This window comes from Streptomyces sp. NPDC059002 (assembly GCF_042740435.1).
Taxonomy (GTDB): Bacteria; Actinomycetota; Actinomycetes; order Streptomycetales; family Streptomycetaceae; genus Streptomyces.
Map to the genome: position 1 here is coordinate 90,582 of NZ_JBHYJI010000028.1, position 16,590 is coordinate 107,171.

Here is a 16,590-nt window from a genome sequence, read left to right on the forward strand (position 1 = left end):
GTCTTCAAGGGGCGGCTCTGGGGGATCTCGGGCCTCGGGAGGTCCCACCTTGTGCTCCTTGAGGGCTCGGCTCGGGCGGATCCTCGCGGGCGCCGGGGAGGTTCATGGGAGCCGCAGGGGGGCGGCTCTGGGGGCCTTGGGCCCTGGGGTCCGTCTTGAGGCGCTCGGATCGGGCGGATCCCGGCAGGCTCCGGAGAGGCCCTCGGGAGCCTCCAGGGGGAGGCGGCCCCAGGGACCGGGACCGGGGTCCGGGGAGGCCCCGCCGTGGGGTGGTCCTCGGGGGACCCCGCCTCGGAGCGGACCCGGCAGGTTCCGGGGAGGTCACTGGGAGCCCTCAGGCGGAAGCCCACTCGCGAGGCCCCCGCGAGGCCCACTCGCGAGGTCCCCGCGAGGCCCACTCGTGAGGCCCCCGCGAGGCCCACTCGCGAGGTCCCCCGCAAGGCCCTCCCCCGAGACGCCCCCGCCTGGCGGGAACACGCCCTGGCGGGTTTTCGCCAGTTCTTGTCAACTCGGCTGCAACAGAAGGGCCCTGAGACTTTTCGGAGCGCTCGGGCATCAGGTCTGTCCGGGTCCGACGAAGAGAGGGAGCGCCATGAGCAGAGCCTCCGTGCGGCGAAGAGCCGGGGTCGTGGTTGCTGGTGTTGGTCTGGTGTTCGGCCTGCTTCCTGCGGGGCAGAGCGCCACGGCTGGGACCGGTTCCGGCGATTCCGTAGGGGCGGTTCCGGCCGGCCGGACCGTCACGTTGATCACTGGTGACAAGGTCACTGTCCACCGGCTTCCCGGAGGGAAGCAGTCCGTCACGGTCGAACGGCCCGTGGGGGCGAGCGGGGCGGTGCGGAGCTGGGTGTCGGGTGGGCATGTCACCGTCGTGCCGGACGAGGCGAGGGAGCGGCTGCGGGCGGGTGCCCTCGATGAGCGGCTGTTCGATGTGACGGAGCTGATCCGGCAGGGCTTCGCGGAGCCCGCGGCCGGGGGAGAGGGCAGGGCTCTGCCGCTCATCGTCACCTATGACAAGGGTGCCGGGCGGGGCGCGCGTGACCTGCCGCGCGGGGTCGAGAAGGTGCGTGCGCTGCCGAGTGTGGAGGGGGTCGCCGTCAGGGCGGAGCGGCCCGGCAGCCTCTGGCGGTCGGTGCGGGACGGGGCGGGCGGCGTCGGCAAGGTGTGGCTCGACGGGCGCGTCGAGGCCGACATGGCGCAGAGCAATGAGCAGATCGGCACACCGAAGGCGTGGGAGGCCGGGCTCACGGGGAAGGGCGTGAAGGTCGCCGTCCTCGACACGGGCGTGGACACCGGGCACCCGGACCTCAAGGACCGGGTCGGTGAGACGAAGAGTTTCATCCCGGGTGAGGAGGTCGCCGACCGCAACGGCCATGGCACTCATGTCACATCGACCGTGGGCGGCAGCGGCGCCGCGTCGGAGGGCGGCAAGGAGAAGGGTGTCGCGCCCGGCGCCTCCCTCGCCGTCGGCAAGGTGCTCAGCGACGAGGGCTTCGGCAGCGAGTCGGAGATCATCGCGGGCATGGAGTGGGCGGCCAGGGATGTCGACGCGAAGGTCGTGTCGATGAGCCTCGGCTCGTCGGAGGCCAGTGACGGCACCGACCCGATGGCCGCCGCCGTGAACTCCCTCACGAAGGAGACCGGCGCGCTCTTCGTCATCGCGGCGGGCAACACGGGGGCGCCGTCGTCCATAGGTTCGCCCGGTGCCGCCGATTCGGCGCTGACCGTCGGCGCGGTCGACTCGGGCGACAGCGCCGCGTACTTCACGAGTCAGGGGCCGCGCGCCGGGGACCACGGCCTGAAGCCGGATCTGTCGGCGCCGGGCGTCGACATCCTCGCGGCCCGCTCGCAGCTGACGGGCGGTTCGGGCTTCTACACCGAGATGAGCGGTACGTCGATGGCGACCCCGCACGTCGCGGGGGTCGCCGCCCTGCTCGCCGAGAAGCACCCCGACTGGACGCCGGAGCAGCTCAAGAGCGCGCTGATGTCCACGTCGAAGCAACTCGACGCGTCCGTCTACGAGTTGGGTGCGGGCCGGGTCAGCGTGCCCGACGCGATCGACGCGCGGGTCACCGCGGGCGGCGCGGTCGACTTCGGCTTCTACGGCTGGCCGTACGACGAGAACAAGCCGGTCGAGCGGACCCTCACGTACGCCAACTCGGCGGATGAAGCGGTGGAGTTGAAGCTGGCGGCGCAGGGGGCCGCCGACGGCGTCGTCGGCATCGCCGACAGCACCCTCACCGTCCCCGCGCACGGCACCGCGTCGACCACCGTCACCGGTGACGGCGCGCAGGCGCCCGTCGGGAACACCAGTGGCCGGGTCGTCGCGAGCGTCGGCGGCAAGGAGGTCGCGCACACCGCGTTCGGCCTGGTCAAGGAGGAGGAGCGGTACACGCTCACCGTCCACGTCAAGGACCGCGACGGTGCGGCGAGCGCCGCCGACCTGGTGGTGCAGCAGCTCGTCAAGGACACCGACCCCTTCCCGGCGGCCGTCGGTGAATCCGGCACGCTGAAGCTGCGCCTGAAGCCGGGGACGTACGCCCTCTCCTCCTTCCTCGACGTGCGCGGCGGCAACGGCAAGGGCTCCCTCGGTCTCGGTTTCCTCGCCGACCCGCAGGTCGAGCTCGACCGGGACCGCGAAGTCACCCTGGACGGACGGAAGTTGCGCGAGATCAAGGCCGACGTCGACCGGCGCACCGAGACCCGTCAGCTCCTCATGGAGTACGACAGGAAGGCCGGTGGCGCCGATCTGATGGGCGCCGTCCAGGTGCCCGTGAAGTACGACAGCGTCTTCGCGGCGCCGACGGACGAGGTGACCGAGGGCAGCTTCGAGTACCGCACGGTCTGGCGGCTCGGCAAGCCCGTCGTGGATGTGAAGGGCGTACGGGACGCGCTCGCGCAGCCCGGCGGGACGATCGCCGAGGGCCGGCACACGTGGGCGCTGGTGGACGCGGGCGACGGCACCCCGGCCGCGTACGAGGGCAAGGACGTGCGCGGCAAGGCGGTCGTCGTGCGGCGCACGGCGGCGGTCACTCCGGCGCAGCTCGGGCAGGCCGCGCAGGACGCGGGCGCGAAGGCGCTGTTCGTGACGGACGATCAGCCGGGCCGTCTCAACTCCTGGTTCGGCACCGACGACAACGCCGACCGGCCGCTGCAGATCGCGACGGTCGACGCCGCCGACGGGGCCCGCCTCATCGCCGCCGCCGAGGCGGGCAGGAAGGTCGACAGCACAGGGACGCGCAACACGCCCTACGTGTACGACCTCTCCGAGGGGCACAAGGGTGCCGTACCGAAGGACCTCACCTACGAGCCGAAGAAGCGTGAACTGGCCGTGGTGGACGCCAAGTTCCACGCGGTGAAGCCCGCCGCGGGCGGCGAGTACCGGTACTCGATCACGGACACCTTCCCGATCGGCATCGGCTTCCAGGAGAAGATCGACCATCCGACCGAGAGGACGGAGTACGTGTCCACGGGGGCGGGCCAGAAGTGGCACGAGTCCGTGTCCACGGGGCCCGGCGCACTGGAGGAGCGCAGCGGCCTGGTCGCCTACAAGGGCGGCAGGCACACCGCGCTCGACTGGTTCAAGCCCGTCTGGCACCCCTGGCTGGGCACGGGCCTCGGCTGGGGGCAGACGCGCACCGGCAACAACCTGGAGTTCAACGTGCCCGGTTGGGGCGACTCGGGGCCCGACCACACCGGCTTCGGCGACGTGTGGAACGAGGACTCCATGACACAGGTCAGCGAGGTCTTCGTGGACGGCGTGAGCGCCGACCGGCGCAAGAGTTCGGGCGTGTACGTGTGGGACGCGGACCCGGCCGAGCACACGTACAAGGTCGTCACCGACACGACGCTCGACCCGGAGCGGTGGAAGCTCGCGACGAAGGGGCACGCCGAGTGGGCCTTCAAGTCGAAGGAGACGGCGGCGGACAGGAAGACGTATCTGCCGCTGCTCAACCTCGGCTTCGACGTCGACACGTCCCTGGCGGGCGACGTGCGGGCGGGGCGGACCGTGCCGGTCGGGATCTTCGCCGAGTACGTCAAGGGGGCGGAGGCCGTGGGTTCTCTTCGGGGCGGCACGTTGTCCGTGTCGTACGACGAGGGCAGGACGTGGAAGGGCGTTGCCCTGGACCGGGACGGAGGGAAGGCCTCCTGGGCAGGGAAGTTGAAGGTTCCCGGTGATGCCGGGTCCGTGTCGTTGCGGGCCTCCGCGCGTGATGACCGGGGTGGGTCCGTGACTCAGGAGATCATCCGGGCGGTGGGGGTGAAGTAGCCCGCAGGGGTGGAGCCCCGCGTCGCTCGCCGACGCGGGGCTCTGCCCCGGGCCCCGCTTCTCAATCGCTGGAGGGGCCGGGAATCAGCGCGCGCTTCATGATCTTGCCCATGTCGTTGCGCGGCAGCGCCTCCAGATACCGCACCACCCGCGGCCGCTTGTGCGGCGCGAGGCCCGACGCCACGTGGGACGCCAACTCGTCGGCCGACGGCGGCACTTCGGGGTCGGCGGGCACGATCCACGCCACGATCCGCTCGCCGAGGTCGGGGTCGGGTTCCCCGGTGACGGCCGCCTCGCGCACCCCGGGGTGGGCGAGGAGCGCGTTCTCGATCTCGCCCGCGCCGATCTTGTAGCCGCCGCTCTTGATGAGGTCGGTGGCCTTGCGGCCGACGATGCGGACGTAGCCGTCGGGGTCGCGCACGGCCATGTCGCCGGTGCGGAACCAGCCGCCGTCGGCGAAGGCCGCGGCGGTCGCGTCGGGGCGGTTGAGGTATGCGGTGAAGAGGTTGGGGCCGCGGACCTGGATCTCACCGACGGCCTCGGGGCCGGTGTCGTTCAGCTCGCTGTCCGCCTCGTCGACGAGGCGCAGTTCGACGCCGGGCAGGGGGACGCCGACGGTGCCCGCACGGGGCTCGCCGTCCGCTCGGACGCTGGTGTTCATGAGGGTTTCCGTCATGCCGTAGCGCTCGATGACGTGGCGCCCCGTGGCGTTCGTGATCCGTTCGTGGTCGTGGACGGGGAGCGCCGCCGAGCCGGAGACGAGGAGTCGCGCACCGGACAGGGCCTTCGCCAACTCCGGTTCGTCGGGGAGGGCTTCGGCGATCCGGTGGTGCATCGTGGGGACGCCGAACAGCATGGTCGCCCCCGAACCGAGTTCGCGCGCCACGCCCTCGGTGCTGAACCGGCCGAGGTGGCGTACGGAGCCGCCGCGCCGCAGCGGTCCGAGCGTGCCGAGGATCAGGCCGTGCACATGGAAGAGCGGCAGACCGTGCACGAGGACGTCGTCGCCGGTCCACTGCCAGGCGTCCGCGAGGGCGTCCAGGGTCGAGGTGATCGCGCGGCGCGGCAGGACGACGCCCTTGGGCGGGCCCGTGGTGCCCGAGGTGTAGACGATCAGGGCGGGCGTCTCGGGGTCGGGTTCGGCGGGGAGCGCTGTCGGGCGGTCCTCGTCACCCTGTCGTACGTCGATGTCGTGGCGCGTCAGATCCGCGAGTGCGGGCGGCAGTTGGGCCCCGGGCTCGGTCAGGATCAGGGACGGGGCGCTGTCGCGGAGGATGTGGGTGAGTTCGGAGTCGCCCGACTTCGGGTTGAGCGGTACGGCCGGTACCCCGGCGAGCAGCGCGGCGACCACTCCGACGGCGGTCTCCAGGGAGGGCGTCGCCCACAGGGCCACCCGTCCCGTGCCGTGCAGCCGGTCCGCCAATGCCCCTGCGGTGGCGGCGAGTTCGGCGTAGGAGAGGGAGCGGTCGCCGAATCGCAGGGCCTCCCCGCGCGGGGCGGTCAGGGCCGGGAAGAGGGGATCCACGTGTCGTACTCCTCGTGTGCAGGGCAGGTGCAGTCTCTGCACCTGCGTGTAATGAGAGCGTTACGCCGTTGAAGGTGCGGTGTCACAGTGATCGTTGAGGCTGATGTAACCGATGGCCGATTGGCCCGAGTTTCTGGGCTGTTCGATGCATTGGTCAAAAGGTCAATCAACTACCGGTCAGCTACCAGCACATCAGTAATGCGGTCCTCCCCCCACAATCCGAACAGGATGGGACCACCTTCATGTCCGACGTTCTGAGGCGTCCCGACGCCCACCAACAGGTGCGCATACCGCACCAGTCCACCACCTCCGATCCCGCGCCGCCCGGCCGCCCCCACGTGCTCGCCGTCGGCGCCCCCGGACCCAGCAGGGAGCAGCTCACCCGCACCCTGCGGCTGACCGGCCACGAGGTCACGCACGCCGTACCCGGCGATGTGCACCGCCAGGTCAGGCAGGCCATGCCCGACGCCATCGTCGCCCTGGACGACGGGCCCGACGGGCGGCGGCAGGGCCCCGACGTGATCAGCGAGGTCCGCGCCGACCCGGCGGGGCAGGCGCTCCCGCTGCTCATGGTCACCACGGCGAGGACCCCCGCGACCGTCGCCGAACTCCTGCGGCACGGCGCCGACGACTGCGTTCCCGAGGCGTCCGACCCGGTCGAGCTGTCGGCCCGGATAGCGGCCAAGCTGCACCGCGTCCCCGTCCCCGTCGAGCAGTTGCTCCTCGACCCGCGCACCGGCCTGTACTCGGCGCCGCACTTCATGGCCGAACTCGACCGCGAACTCCAGCGCCCCGCGGCCGCCCGGCGCGGCGGTGTCCTCGCCGTGGTCGGCGTCGCCGAGACCGCGGCGCTGGAGACCCGGCTCGGGCCGCGCGTGCGCCGCGAGGTCGCCGAGCGGCTCGCCCAGGTCGTGGATGGGGCATCCCCTGCTCGAGCGGAGCCGAGAGCTTGGGGAAGTCTGGGCAGCGTCTGCGACCGGCTCGGCTGGGACGACGAGGGCAGGCTGCTCGTCCTGATGCCGGGCGTCGACGAGGAGACCGCGGCCGCGAGCCTGCGGGAGTTCGCCGCGGCCGTGGCCGGCACGCGGTTCGTCGTCGCCGACGAGAACGTCCGGCTCACCCCGGCCGTCGGCTGGACCCCGCTGGGCCCGTGCACCGGCGGCGGCGCGAGCACGCAGGCCGCTGAGCAGGCGCGGGACGCCGCCGAAGAGGCGCTGCGCCACCGCGATCTGCGGCCCGTGCGCTACGAACCGTGGATGCGCGCCGCCGCCGCGCACGGCCACCGCAGGGCCCGGCGCGGCCCGCGCGCCCTGCTCGCCGCGGTGACCCCGCTGCTCTCGCCGGTCCTGATGCTGGCGCTCGGCGTGGGCGTGCCGTTCCTCTGCTACCGGCAGGCGTACGAGATGGGCTGGGACGCGGCGGCGGTCGCGTACTGGGTGGTGGTCGCGGGGCTCGTGACGTCCGCCCTGCTGATCCTCCTGGAGTGCCTGTTCTCGCTCGACGCGAAGCAGCGCCCCGCGACGCCGGGGCAGCCGTATCCGGTGGCCAGCGCGGTCATCGCGGCGTACCTGCCGAACGAGGCGGCGACGATCGTCGACACCGTCGAGTCGTTCCTGCGCCTGGACTACCCGAACGAGCTGGAGGTCGTCCTCGCGTACAACACCCCGCACGATCTGCCGGTGGAGGAGACCCTGCGGGACATCGCGCGCCGCGATCCGCGCCTGGTGCTCCTGCCGGTGCCGGGCAGCACCTCCAAGGCGCAGAACCTCAACGCGGCCGTGACACGGGTGCGCGGCGAGTTCGTCGGGATCTTCGACGCCGACCACCATCCGGCGCCCGACGCCTTCCGGCACGCCTGGGACTGGCTGTCGAACGGCTACGACGTCGTGCAGGGCCACTGCGTCATACGCAACGGCGAAAGCTCCTGGGTGGCCCGGCTCGTGGCCATCGAGTTCGAGGCGATCTACGCGGTCAGCCACCCCGGCCGCACCCGGCTCTACGGCTTCGGGGTGTTCGGCGGCTCCAACGGCTTCTGGCGCACCGACCTGCTGGCCCGCACCCGGATGCACGGCTCGATGCTCACCGAGGACATCGACTCCACGATGCGGGCCCTGAACGCGGGCGCGCGCATCGCCATGGACCGCACGCTCATCTCGCGCGAGCTGGCCCCGACGATGCTCAAGCCGCTGTGGAACCAGCGCTCGCGCTGGGCGCAGGGCTGGCTCCAGGTCTCGCTCAAACACCTGTGGCGGGGCCTGCGTTCGCCGGTCTTCACCCGGCGCCAGAAGACCGGGCTCTTCGTGCTGCTCGGCTGGCGCGAGGTCCAGCCGTGGCTGACGCTGCAGATCCTGCCCATCCTGCTGCATGCCGCCTGGCGCGCGGGCGGCGCCGACCGGCTCGACTGGGCGGTGCCCGTCTGCCTGATCGCGGCGGCGGTCACGCTGTCGGCCGGGCTCGTGCAGGCGGCGTTCGCGTGGCGGCTCGCGGTGCCCGAACTGCGCGTACGGCGCGGCTGGTTCTGGCGCTATCTGCTCGTGTCGACCGTCTTCTACACGCACTTCAAGAACATGGTGGCGCGGGCCGCGCACCTCAAGGAGGTCCTCGGGGACCGGCAGTGGCGGGTGACGCCGAGGGCCGCCGTGGCCGCCGCCGCGCCCACCGGGGCGGAGGGCGGTTCGTGACGTCGCTCATCGCGCCCGAGACCACGGCACGGCCCCGGCCCGCCGCCCGTCCGGAGCCGCCCACCCGCGGCCGCGCGCTCGAACTCCAGGGATTCCGGGGCCTGGCCGCGCTCAGCACGGTCGTCTTCCACGTCTGGCAGCAGTACTACCGGTACGACGCCGGGGGCTCGCACCCGCCCGTCGACAACCCGTACGTCGGGGCGCTGATCTCCCTCGAAGTGATCGACCTCTTCTTCGTGATGTCGGCGTACCTGCTCACGCTGTCGTACGCGCGCGCCGCGATCGACGGCAAGGAGGGCTCGGTCAGGCCGGGCCGGGTGTTCCTCTTCCGGCGTGCCATCCGCATCCTGCCGCTGTACTTCCTCGCGGTCCTCGTCGTCTGGTCGATGCGGAACCCGACGCTGCCCGGCGACTGGCGCGACCTGGTCGGGCACCTCACGTTCACGCACGTCTTCGACCGCGAGCGGATCTTCTACACCCTTGGGCCCACCTGGTCGCTCTCCCTCGAAGTCGCCTTCTACCTCGCGCTGGTGGTGCTCGGGCCGCTCGCGGTGCGCGCCTGCCGGGGGCTGCGGACCCGGCGGGCGCGGGTGGCGCTGTGCGCGTCGGGCTGCGCGGCGCTCTTCGCGCTGCCCGCCGGATGGATCGCGTACGCGCACTACGTCCTGGACGTCCCGCACACCGACTGGCCGGTGTACTTCGGCCCGCAGGCCCGCTTCGGCGGGTTCGCGGCGGGCATGGCGCTCGCGGTGCTGCTCACGGCGCTCGGCGACGACCGGGGCAGGGTGCGTGCGCGGTGGGCGACCGTGCTGTCCTTGGCGGCGTTCGGCGGCCTGTGCGCCCTGTCGTACCTCTCCGAGCCGGAGAACTTCGCGCACACCTTCTACCATCCGCTGGCCGCGCTCCTCTGGTCCGTGCTGCTGTACGCGACGCTGCACATCCGGCGCCGCGAGCAGCAACAGGTGCGGTGGCACGGCTTGTTGAGGGCCCGCTGGGTCACCGCGGTGGGGCTGATCAGCTACAGCCTCTACATCTGGCACGAGCCGGTGATGCTGGAGCTCGACGCGGCGGGGCTGCTTCCGTCGTCGCAGGCGGGATTCCCGGTCGCGGTCCTCGTCGTGCTGCTCGTGGCCCTGGCGGTCGGCACGGTCAGCTACTGGCTCGTGGAGTACCCGGCGAGCCTGCTCGGCAAGGCGAAGGACGGGAAGGGGGCGGCGCGGGACTTCTATCCGGAGGCAGCCCGCTGAACACGGCGACGCCGCCTCTCCGTGGGACGGGGAGAGGCGGCGTCGCTGCGGTGTGCGGGTGACGTCAGACCAGCCAGCCGACGAAGTGGGCGAGACCGGCGAGGACGTCAGTGATGAGGTTCATGGTGGTGCTTCTCCTTGGTGCTTCCGTGTGGGACTTTCGGGACCAACTCCCCGGCCCCGTATGGGACATGGGCCGGGAACGCAGTCACGGTCTGCAGCCCGTCGCTTGCGCACCGTAAGCATCGTCAATCACGGGGGCCCCGCGCAATTCCTTGCGTGACGATCACCTGTTCCAGGGAACAACTGCCCAGTCGTTCCCATTGGTTGTTCGGATGGTGGTGGGCGCCCGGACGGCGGCGGGCGCCCGGCCGCTCAGTACGTCAGCACCACACCCGCGTACGAGATCCCGGCGATCACACCCCACGAGACCAGGCCGAGCGCCGCGACCCGTCCGCCGGTGCGGGTCAGGGACGGCAGGTCCACCGCGCTGCCGAGCCCGAACAGGGCGGCGGCCAGCAGGAGTTCCTGTGCTGTCTGCGCCGCGTCGATGGCGCCGCCCGGCAGCAGCCCCGTGGTGCGCAGGGCCACCATGGCGAGGAAGCCGACGACGAAGAGCGGCACGAGGGGCGGCCGCTTGGCGGCCTTGGCCGCACCGGACGAGCCGCCTCCCACGGCGGCCGCATGCCGGGACCGCGCCCGCACCGACAGCGCCACCGCCGCGACGAGCGGCGCGAGCAGTGCGACCCGCATCAGCTTGACCAGGACCGCGTCGCCGAGCGCGCCGGATCCCGCGGTCTGCGCGGTCGCCACGACCTGCCCCACGTCGTGCACGCTCGCCCCGACCCAGCGCCCGAACTCGGCGTCGCTGAGCCCCAACGGGTGCTGGAGCAGCGGCAGTACGGCGATCGCGAGCGTGCCGCAGAGGGTCACGAGGGCCACCGAGGTGGCGGTGTCCCGCTCGTCGCTCTCCGAGACCTCGCTGACCGCGCCGATCGCGGACGCGCCGCAGATCGAGTAGCCGGTGGCGATCAGCAGCGGCTGGTCGCCGCGGAGCCCCATGCGGCGGCCGAGCCACCAGGTGCCGAAGAAGGTGACCGTGACCACGCACAGCACCATCGCGACCGACGCCCAGCCGAGCCCGAGCACGTCGTCCAGGCTCAGCTTCAGGCCGAGCAGCACGATGCCGACGCGCATAAGCCGCTTGCCCGCGAACGTCAGGCCCGCCTTGCCGGGACCGCGCACGAACGCGCGGGCGCGGCCCGGCAGATGGGCCGCGACGATCCCGAGGACCACGGCGACGGTGAGCATCGGCACGCCCGGGACCAGCTGGTGCACGCCCCAGGCGAGCGCCACGCCGAGCACCGCGAGGGCGAGCCCCGGCGGCTTGCCCGACGGGCGTACGACCGCGGAAGTGATGTTCTCCGTACGGGACTTGGTGCGCTCCCCGAGCAGCGCCATTACCGGTCGGCCGGGAGCTCGTACACCCGGCGCACACTGCTGCCGAGGCGCGCGATGTCCGCACCGTAGATGTGGATGGATATCGCGCGCGAGCCGCAGGCGTTCCACACCCGGTGGATGTCGCCGGGCGGCGCGAAGCCGCAGACCGCGCCCTGCGGGTTGACCACGTCCTCGGTGGCGACGAGGCGGCCGGGCCCGCCGGTCTCGGTGGCGGGCACGAGCCGGTAGCGGCGCTCGTGCTCCTCGCCCTCGTGGACTCCCGTGACGCACCACGACACATGGTCGTGGATGGAGGTCCGCTGCCCCGGCAGCCAGACGAGCGCCACGATCGAGAAGCTGCCGTCCTGCTCGGCGTGCAGCACGTGCTGGCGGTAGCGCTCGGTGTCGCCCTCGCACTGCTCGTCCGTGAGCAGATCGGCGGCGCCGAGGTGGGGCGCGAGGCGCTCGCCGACCAGATACGCGGTCAGGTCGGGAGGCAGGCCGCGCCCGACGGCCTCGCGCACGTCGGCTACGAGGGAGTCGAGGCGTTCTGTGGTCCGGGCGGCCCGGTACGCGGTCGTAGTGCTCATACCGGCAGCGTCGTGCCACCGGCCCATCACGTCCAACGACAGTTCTTTGGCCGTACTGCAACTTCTGCTTATGGATGCGGTACGCGCGGGTGTCCGCGGCCCGCCGCGGCCTCAGCAGCCGACGCGGTTGGCCGCCACGGACTTCAGGACGTCGACGACGAGCGCGGTGGCCGGAATGCGCAGATGGTCCTTGAGGACGTACGCCGAGACCTGCCGCCGCGACGCCGGGTCCAGGGCGCGGCCCGTCACCTTCCGGTGGCAGAGGAAGTTCAGGACGAGCCCCGGCATCATCGCGACGCCGAGCCCCTCGGCGACCAGGCTCTGCACCACCAGATTGTCGTCGGTGGTGAACGCGATGTCCGGCGCGAAGCCCAGCTCCGCGCACTCGTGCAGGAAGTTGGCGCGGCAGCGCGGGCAGCCCGCGATCCACCGCTCCTGGGCCAGCTCGGCGAGCTTGACCGAACGCCGCCGTGCCATCGGGTGCCCCGCGGGCATCAGGACCGTCAGCTGGTCCTCCATCAGCGGGATCTCCACCAGCTCGTCCGGCACCTCTTCGTGCAGGCCGGGATAGGTGAAGGCGAGCGTGACGTCGCACTCGCCGCGCACCACGCGCCGCAGCGACTCCGGCGGCTCGTCCTCCAGAAGCTCGACCCGCACCCCGGGATGCCCCGACGCGAGCCGGGCGAGCGCCTCCGGGATGAGGGTGGCGTTGGCGCTGGGGAAGGCGCAGACCCGCACCCGGCCCGACCGCAGCCGGGTGATCGCGTTCATCTGCTGCTGCGCGGTGGAGATGTCGTCCAGGATGATCCCCGCGTGCCGCGACAGCGCCTCACCGGCCTCGGTCAGGCGCATGCTGCGCCCGACCCGGGTGAACAGCGGGGTGCCGACGGACCGTTCGAGGGCCTTCATCTGCTGCGTGATCGCCGGCTGCGTATAGCCGAGCGAGCGGGCGGCCGCCGAGTAGGACCCGGCCCGGACCACTTCGTGAAACGTCTTGATGTGCCGTGAATCGAACACCCTGAATCATAAGCAGATGTTGGGAGGCGCGAACAAGGGTGGGGGTGGCCCTTTGAGGTCCGGATCCCGCGCACGGACCCGGCGGGCGCCTCACGGGGTGAAGGACTCCACGGCCTCGTCGAAGTGGCTCTTGCCCGTGGACCGTTGGGCGGCCGGGGCCGACACCCACAGGTCGTACATCTTGCCGTTCTCGTTCCAGCTCAGGTCGTAGGTGACCCGGGGGCCGCCGTCCTCGGGGGCGCCGTCCCAGGTGAAGACCCACAGGGCGGCCGGGTTTCCGCCGTGCGTGGTCTCCTGCACCGAGCCGCCGCGGTAGCCGGGGTAGTCCGAGGGGCCGTCCTTGTGGGCCTGCCGCATCACGGCGAGGGGGCCTTCGGGGTCCTGGGCCTGGGGGTGGATGCCGACGCGGAACTCCTTGCCCGGCGAGTAGTAGTAGGTGCGGGGCGGTTCGGGGGAGCGGGTGAAGCCGTCGGGGAGGGAGAGCGTGAAGCCCGCGGGATCCGTGACGGTGCGATAGCCCGCGGGGCTCGGATCGCCGCCGGAATCGGGGGACTTGGCCGGTTCGTCGGGAGTGTCCGGGGAAGGGGTGCCCTTGGTGGGGGTGGCGCCGTCCTTGTCCTCGCCCTTGTCCTTGTCGGTCTTGGGCGGCGGCTTCGGCTCCGCCTTCTTCGTCGAGCTCTTCTCCGGCTCGGGCGATGCCGTCTCCTCGCGCACCCGGTCCGCGCGGCCCCCGTCGCCCGCCCGCTGCTCCGTGCCCGCCTCGCCCCGCGTCAGGAGCCACACCCCGGTGCCGACGCCGCCCGCCGCGAGCACGGCGATCAGGACGCCGCCGAGCAGCGAGATCCGCGCCCGGGCGCGCCTTCGCGCTGCGGCGGGCGCGGCGCCGAGCACCACCGGTTCGTCGCCGTGCGGATCCCGCGGGGTCCGGGTCGGCGGGCGCGGTGCCGCGGCGGCCGCCCCCGGCACCGGTGTGTGCGCCACGGTCGGCAGCCGCTCCTCGTCGAGGAAGCCGCGCAGCGCCCGCTCCGTCTCGTCCGCGCCGAACCGCCGCTCCGGATCCCGTTCCAGCAGTCCTCGTACGACGGGCAGCAGCGGGCCCGCGGCGTCGGGCAGCCGCACCTCGTCCACGACCACGGCGTGCAGCACGCCCGCCACCGAGTCGCGGTGGAAGGGGGATTCGCCCTCGACGGCCGCGCAGAGCAGCACGCCGAGCGACCACAGGTCGGCCTCGGGGCCTGTGTGACGCCCCGACATCCGCTCGGGCGCGGTGTATTCGGGGGAGCCGACGAACGCCCCGGTCTGGGTGAGCGTGGTCTGCCCGGCGACCTGGGCGATGCCGAAGTCGGAGAGGACGACGCGTCCCGTGCCCGCTTCCAGGAGTACGTTGGCGGGCTTCAGGTCGCGGTGCAGGACACCGGCGGTGTGCGCGGCGCGCAGCGCGGCGAGCAGGGCGAGGCCGATCCTGGCGGCCTCCGCGGGCGGCAGCGGTCCGTCCGCGGCGATGCGGTCGGCGAGCGAGCGGCCGTCGATCAGCTCCATCACCAGCCAGGGCTGCTCGTCGTGGCGCACGACGTCGTGCAGCACGAGGATGCCGGGGTGCTTCACCTGGGCGACGGACCGCGCCTCGCGCAGGGTCCTCTCCCGCTGCCGTTCCGCGTCGAGCTGGGAGAGCCCGGCGTCCACGTGCAGTTCCTTCACGGCGACGTCGCGCCCGAGCAGCTCGTCCTGCGCCCGCCACACCGTTCCCATGCCGCCGCGTCCGAGCCGTGCCGTGATGCGGTAGCGGCCGGCTATCAGTTCCCCCGTGCTTGCCATGGCCGCATCATACGAACTCCCTTGCCCCGTCCCGTAGTTGGGCGTGCGGGGAGGTGAGGGGTGTGACGGACCCGGGAGGTGTGTGGGGGGAGTGTGAACGGCGCGCGCCCGCGCCGGGGTTGCCTCCGCGCGCCCGTCACGACATGTGCGTGATCCACTACCGTGGGTCACTTCAGTGGATCGCGGAGGGAGCGGTCCGCGTGGTGGAGGGGTACACGCATGAGGCGACGACGCACGGCCAAGGTCCTGGGGGCGCTCGCGGCAGCCGCGGCTTTGGCACTCTCCGTGCCGAACTCGGCGTACGCGGCGCAGGGGGTCCTTGTCATCAACGGCACGGCCTACGAGGACCCGAGCGGCTGCTACGCCGTCGACCGGTTCCTCAGCACGGTGGACAACTACACCGACGCCATCGCCGAGGTCCACTCGGGCCCGGACTGCACGGGCCCGGTCGAATGGCTCGTCTACCCCGGCGAGACGTACCACACGGAGACCGCGCGGAGCGTCTTCGTTCTCTGAGTCATTCCCTGAGTCATTCCCTGAGTCATTCTCTGGGGCGAGCAGGGCGTGTTCGCGGCCTGAGCTGAAAGGTGGAGTTCACCGGCTCACGCGTCGGGGAACTCCACCCGCTGCAGCAGCCCCCACGTGAACTCCGCGACACAGCGCCGCCGTTCGCCGCCCGCGTCCGGCGCGGCGAACGCGAGGCGCCAGCGCGTCGGTGCCGTCCCCTCCATGGGCCGGGCGGGCGCGAACGCGCGGGCCGCCTCGTCGACCGTGCACGACCACGGGGTCAGGTCGTCGAGCGTACGGAGCACAGCGCCCGGTGCCCCGGGAGCGCGCACCAGCCACTCGTTCCACACGGCGCCGTTCGGCGCGAGCAGCACCTCGAAGCGCAGATCGGGCCAGAGGGGGACCGGCCAGAGCAGCGCCTCGCACTCCAGGTCGCCGATCGTGCGGCGGATGGCCGACCCGGGGGCGCCGAGGACCGAGCGGTAGCGCGACGCGGCGCCCCGGGAGCGGGCCGACCTGGACATCGCCTGCCAGCGGCGGTTGGCCTCGCGCATCTGAGCGATGGAGACGCCCAGTTCATGGCGTGCGCCCTCCACCAGGTCCGGGTTGTGGTCGGCCATCCGGCGCAGCAGGACCAGCTGGAAGTCCAGCGGGGTGAAGGGGCCGGGAGACGGGGCGGGAGCGGAACGGCTAGCGGACATGCGCCCCATCGTCGCGCACCGCGTACGGCCCCGGGCGGTGGCCTTCCGGAAGGAAGAGGACCGAGTTGACGTACCGGGGATGTCTCGGCGTGAGCACCCGGCGCAGCAGGCCCTGTGCGACGACGTACGCCGTGCCGGACTGGTGCGCCTCCAGGTCGAAGGCGGCGAGCGGCAGCCAGGTGTCGTGCGGCAGGACCCAGCCCCGGTAGCCGTGGCCTTCGGTCAGGAGCCGCACGATCGGCGCGATCGGCTGGATGCGGGACTCCAGCTCGATGAAGATCGCCGGGCGGTCGCGGTCGATCAGCTCGCGGGCGCCGCGCAGCACCGGCAGCTCATTGCCGTCCACGTCGATCTTGACGAAGTGGACGTCCCGCAGACCGAGTCCGTCGAGGGTCAGGCACGGCACGTCGACGGCGGTGGCGTGGATGTCGCGGCGGATGAGGGACGAGACGCCCCGCTCGCCGCGGTCGCCGTGCGGCAGCCAGAGCCGGGCCGTGCCCGGACGGTCCGTCGCCGCGGCCCGCACCACGCGGACGTTGCCCGGCGTACTGGATTCCAGGAGCCGCGCCAGATGCGGCACGGGCTCGACGGCCACCACCCGCTCCGCGCGTGCGGCGAGCCGCGCCGACCAGGGGCCGTACCAGCCGCCCACGTCCACGGCGGTGCCGCAGCCGGGCGGGCAGAGGTCGGCGAGGCGGGCGAGTTCCGGCTCGAAGCGCGGATAGACGAGGCGGGCCAGGGCGGCGACCAGGCGGTCGGGGACGAAGGGCGCGAGGCGCGCGGCGAAAGTCATCCGGCCC

The 16,590-nt window shown here is 72.5% G+C and carries 11 protein-coding genes; 4 read left to right on the top strand and 7 right to left on the bottom strand.

Annotated elements, in window-relative coordinates:
• Positions 1-592 precede the first annotated feature (592 nt).
• Positions 593-4,267 (top strand): S8 family serine peptidase, encoded by a 3,675-nt coding sequence (locus ACFWZ2_RS24555; RefSeq protein WP_384549026.1) that lies wholly within the window; start codon positions 593-595, stop codon positions 4,265-4,267.
• Between the two features lie 61 nt (positions 4,268-4,328).
• Here the strand turns inward: ACFWZ2_RS24555 and ACFWZ2_RS24560 are convergent, their stop codons facing one another.
• The gene (locus ACFWZ2_RS24560; protein WP_384549028.1) at positions 4,329-5,792 is read right to left on the bottom strand and encodes an acyl-CoA synthetase; all 1,464 of its coding nucleotides are present in this window, start codon (positions 5,790-5,792) and stop codon (positions 4,329-4,331) included.
• 242 nt (positions 5,793-6,034) lie between these two features.
• Here ACFWZ2_RS24560 and ACFWZ2_RS24565 point away from each other — a divergent pair, with 242 nt between their 5' ends.
• On the top strand, positions 6,035-8,473 hold the full coding sequence (locus tag ACFWZ2_RS24565) for a glycosyltransferase (protein ID WP_384549030.1): 2,439 nt from the start codon (positions 6,035-6,037) through the stop codon (positions 8,471-8,473).
• Positions 8,470-9,720: an acyltransferase family protein gene (locus ACFWZ2_RS24570; protein ID WP_384549032.1), complete on the top strand. Its 1,251-nt coding sequence runs from the start codon at positions 8,470-8,472 to the stop codon at positions 9,718-9,720. Before ACFWZ2_RS24565 ends, ACFWZ2_RS24570 begins: the two co-directional genes overlap by 4 nt.
• A 375-nt stretch (positions 9,721-10,095) precedes the next feature.
• Here ACFWZ2_RS24570 and ACFWZ2_RS24575 read toward each other — a convergent pair whose 3' ends face one another.
• From ACFWZ2_RS24575 to ACFWZ2_RS24590, 4 genes are all read right to left on the bottom strand, one after another.
• On the bottom strand, positions 10,096-11,181 hold the full coding sequence (locus tag ACFWZ2_RS24575; RefSeq protein ID WP_384549034.1) for a YeiH family protein: 1,086 nt from the start codon (positions 11,179-11,181) through the stop codon (positions 10,096-10,098).
• Complete coding sequence (locus tag ACFWZ2_RS24580; protein ID WP_384549036.1) at positions 11,181-11,750, bottom strand: cysteine dioxygenase; 570 nt, start codon at positions 11,748-11,750, stop codon at positions 11,181-11,183. The genes ACFWZ2_RS24575 and ACFWZ2_RS24580 overlap by 1 nt, the downstream gene beginning before the upstream one ends.
• A gap of 111 nt (positions 11,751-11,861) precedes the next feature.
• Complete coding sequence (locus ACFWZ2_RS24585) at positions 11,862-12,767, bottom strand: LysR family transcriptional regulator (RefSeq protein ID WP_384549038.1); 906 nt, start codon at positions 12,765-12,767, stop codon at positions 11,862-11,864.
• Between the two features lie 90 nt (positions 12,768-12,857).
• Complete coding sequence (locus ACFWZ2_RS24590) at positions 12,858-14,582, bottom strand: protein kinase (RefSeq protein WP_384549041.1); 1,725 nt, start codon at positions 14,580-14,582, stop codon at positions 12,858-12,860.
• Between the two features lie 219 nt (positions 14,583-14,801).
• Between ACFWZ2_RS24590 and ACFWZ2_RS24595 the strand changes: the two genes are divergently transcribed.
• Positions 14,802-15,098, top strand: coding sequence for a hypothetical protein (locus tag ACFWZ2_RS24595; RefSeq protein ID WP_384549043.1), 297 nt, complete (start codon positions 14,802-14,804; stop codon positions 15,096-15,098).
• Positions 15,099-15,184: 86 nt separating this feature from the next.
• On the opposite strand, the gene ACFWZ2_RS24600 is transcribed toward ACFWZ2_RS24595, so the two are convergent.
• Both ACFWZ2_RS24600 and ACFWZ2_RS24605 read right to left on the bottom strand, forming a co-directional pair.
• Entirely contained in the window at positions 15,185-15,799 is a 615-nt protein-coding gene (locus ACFWZ2_RS24600) for a hypothetical protein (RefSeq protein WP_384549045.1), read from the bottom strand.
• Entirely contained in the window at positions 15,780-16,583 is an 804-nt protein-coding gene (locus ACFWZ2_RS24605; RefSeq protein ID WP_384549046.1) for an FkbM family methyltransferase, read from the bottom strand. The genes ACFWZ2_RS24600 and ACFWZ2_RS24605 overlap by 20 nt, the downstream gene beginning before the upstream one ends.
• Positions 16,584-16,590 lie beyond the last annotated feature (7 nt).

Coding starts and splice junctions, on each gene's coding strand:
- ACFWZ2_RS24555 (WP_384549026.1), top strand. CDS start 593: ATGAGCAGAGCCTCCGTGCGGCGAAGAGCCGGGGTCGTGGTTGCTGGT.
- ACFWZ2_RS24565 (WP_384549030.1), top strand. CDS start 6,035: ATGTCCGACGTTCTGAGGCGTCCCGACGCCCACCAACAGGTGCGCATA.
- ACFWZ2_RS24575 (WP_384549034.1), bottom strand. CDS start 11,181: ATGGCGCTGCTCGGGGAGCGCACCAAGTCCCGTACGGAGAACATCACT.
- ACFWZ2_RS24580 (WP_384549036.1), bottom strand. CDS start 11,750: ATGAGCACTACGACCGCGTACCGGGCCGCCCGGACCACAGAACGCCTC.
- ACFWZ2_RS24590 (WP_384549041.1), bottom strand. CDS start 14,582: ATGGCAAGCACGGGGGAACTGATAGCCGGCCGCTACCGCATCACGGCA.
- ACFWZ2_RS24595 (WP_384549043.1), top strand. CDS start 14,802: ATGAGGCGACGACGCACGGCCAAGGTCCTGGGGGCGCTCGCGGCAGCC.
- ACFWZ2_RS24600 (WP_384549045.1), bottom strand. CDS start 15,799: ATGGGGCGCATGTCCGCTAGCCGTTCCGCTCCCGCCCCGTCTCCCGGC.
- ACFWZ2_RS24605 (WP_384549046.1), bottom strand. CDS start 16,583: ATGACTTTCGCCGCGCGCCTCGCGCCCTTCGTCCCCGACCGCCTGGTC.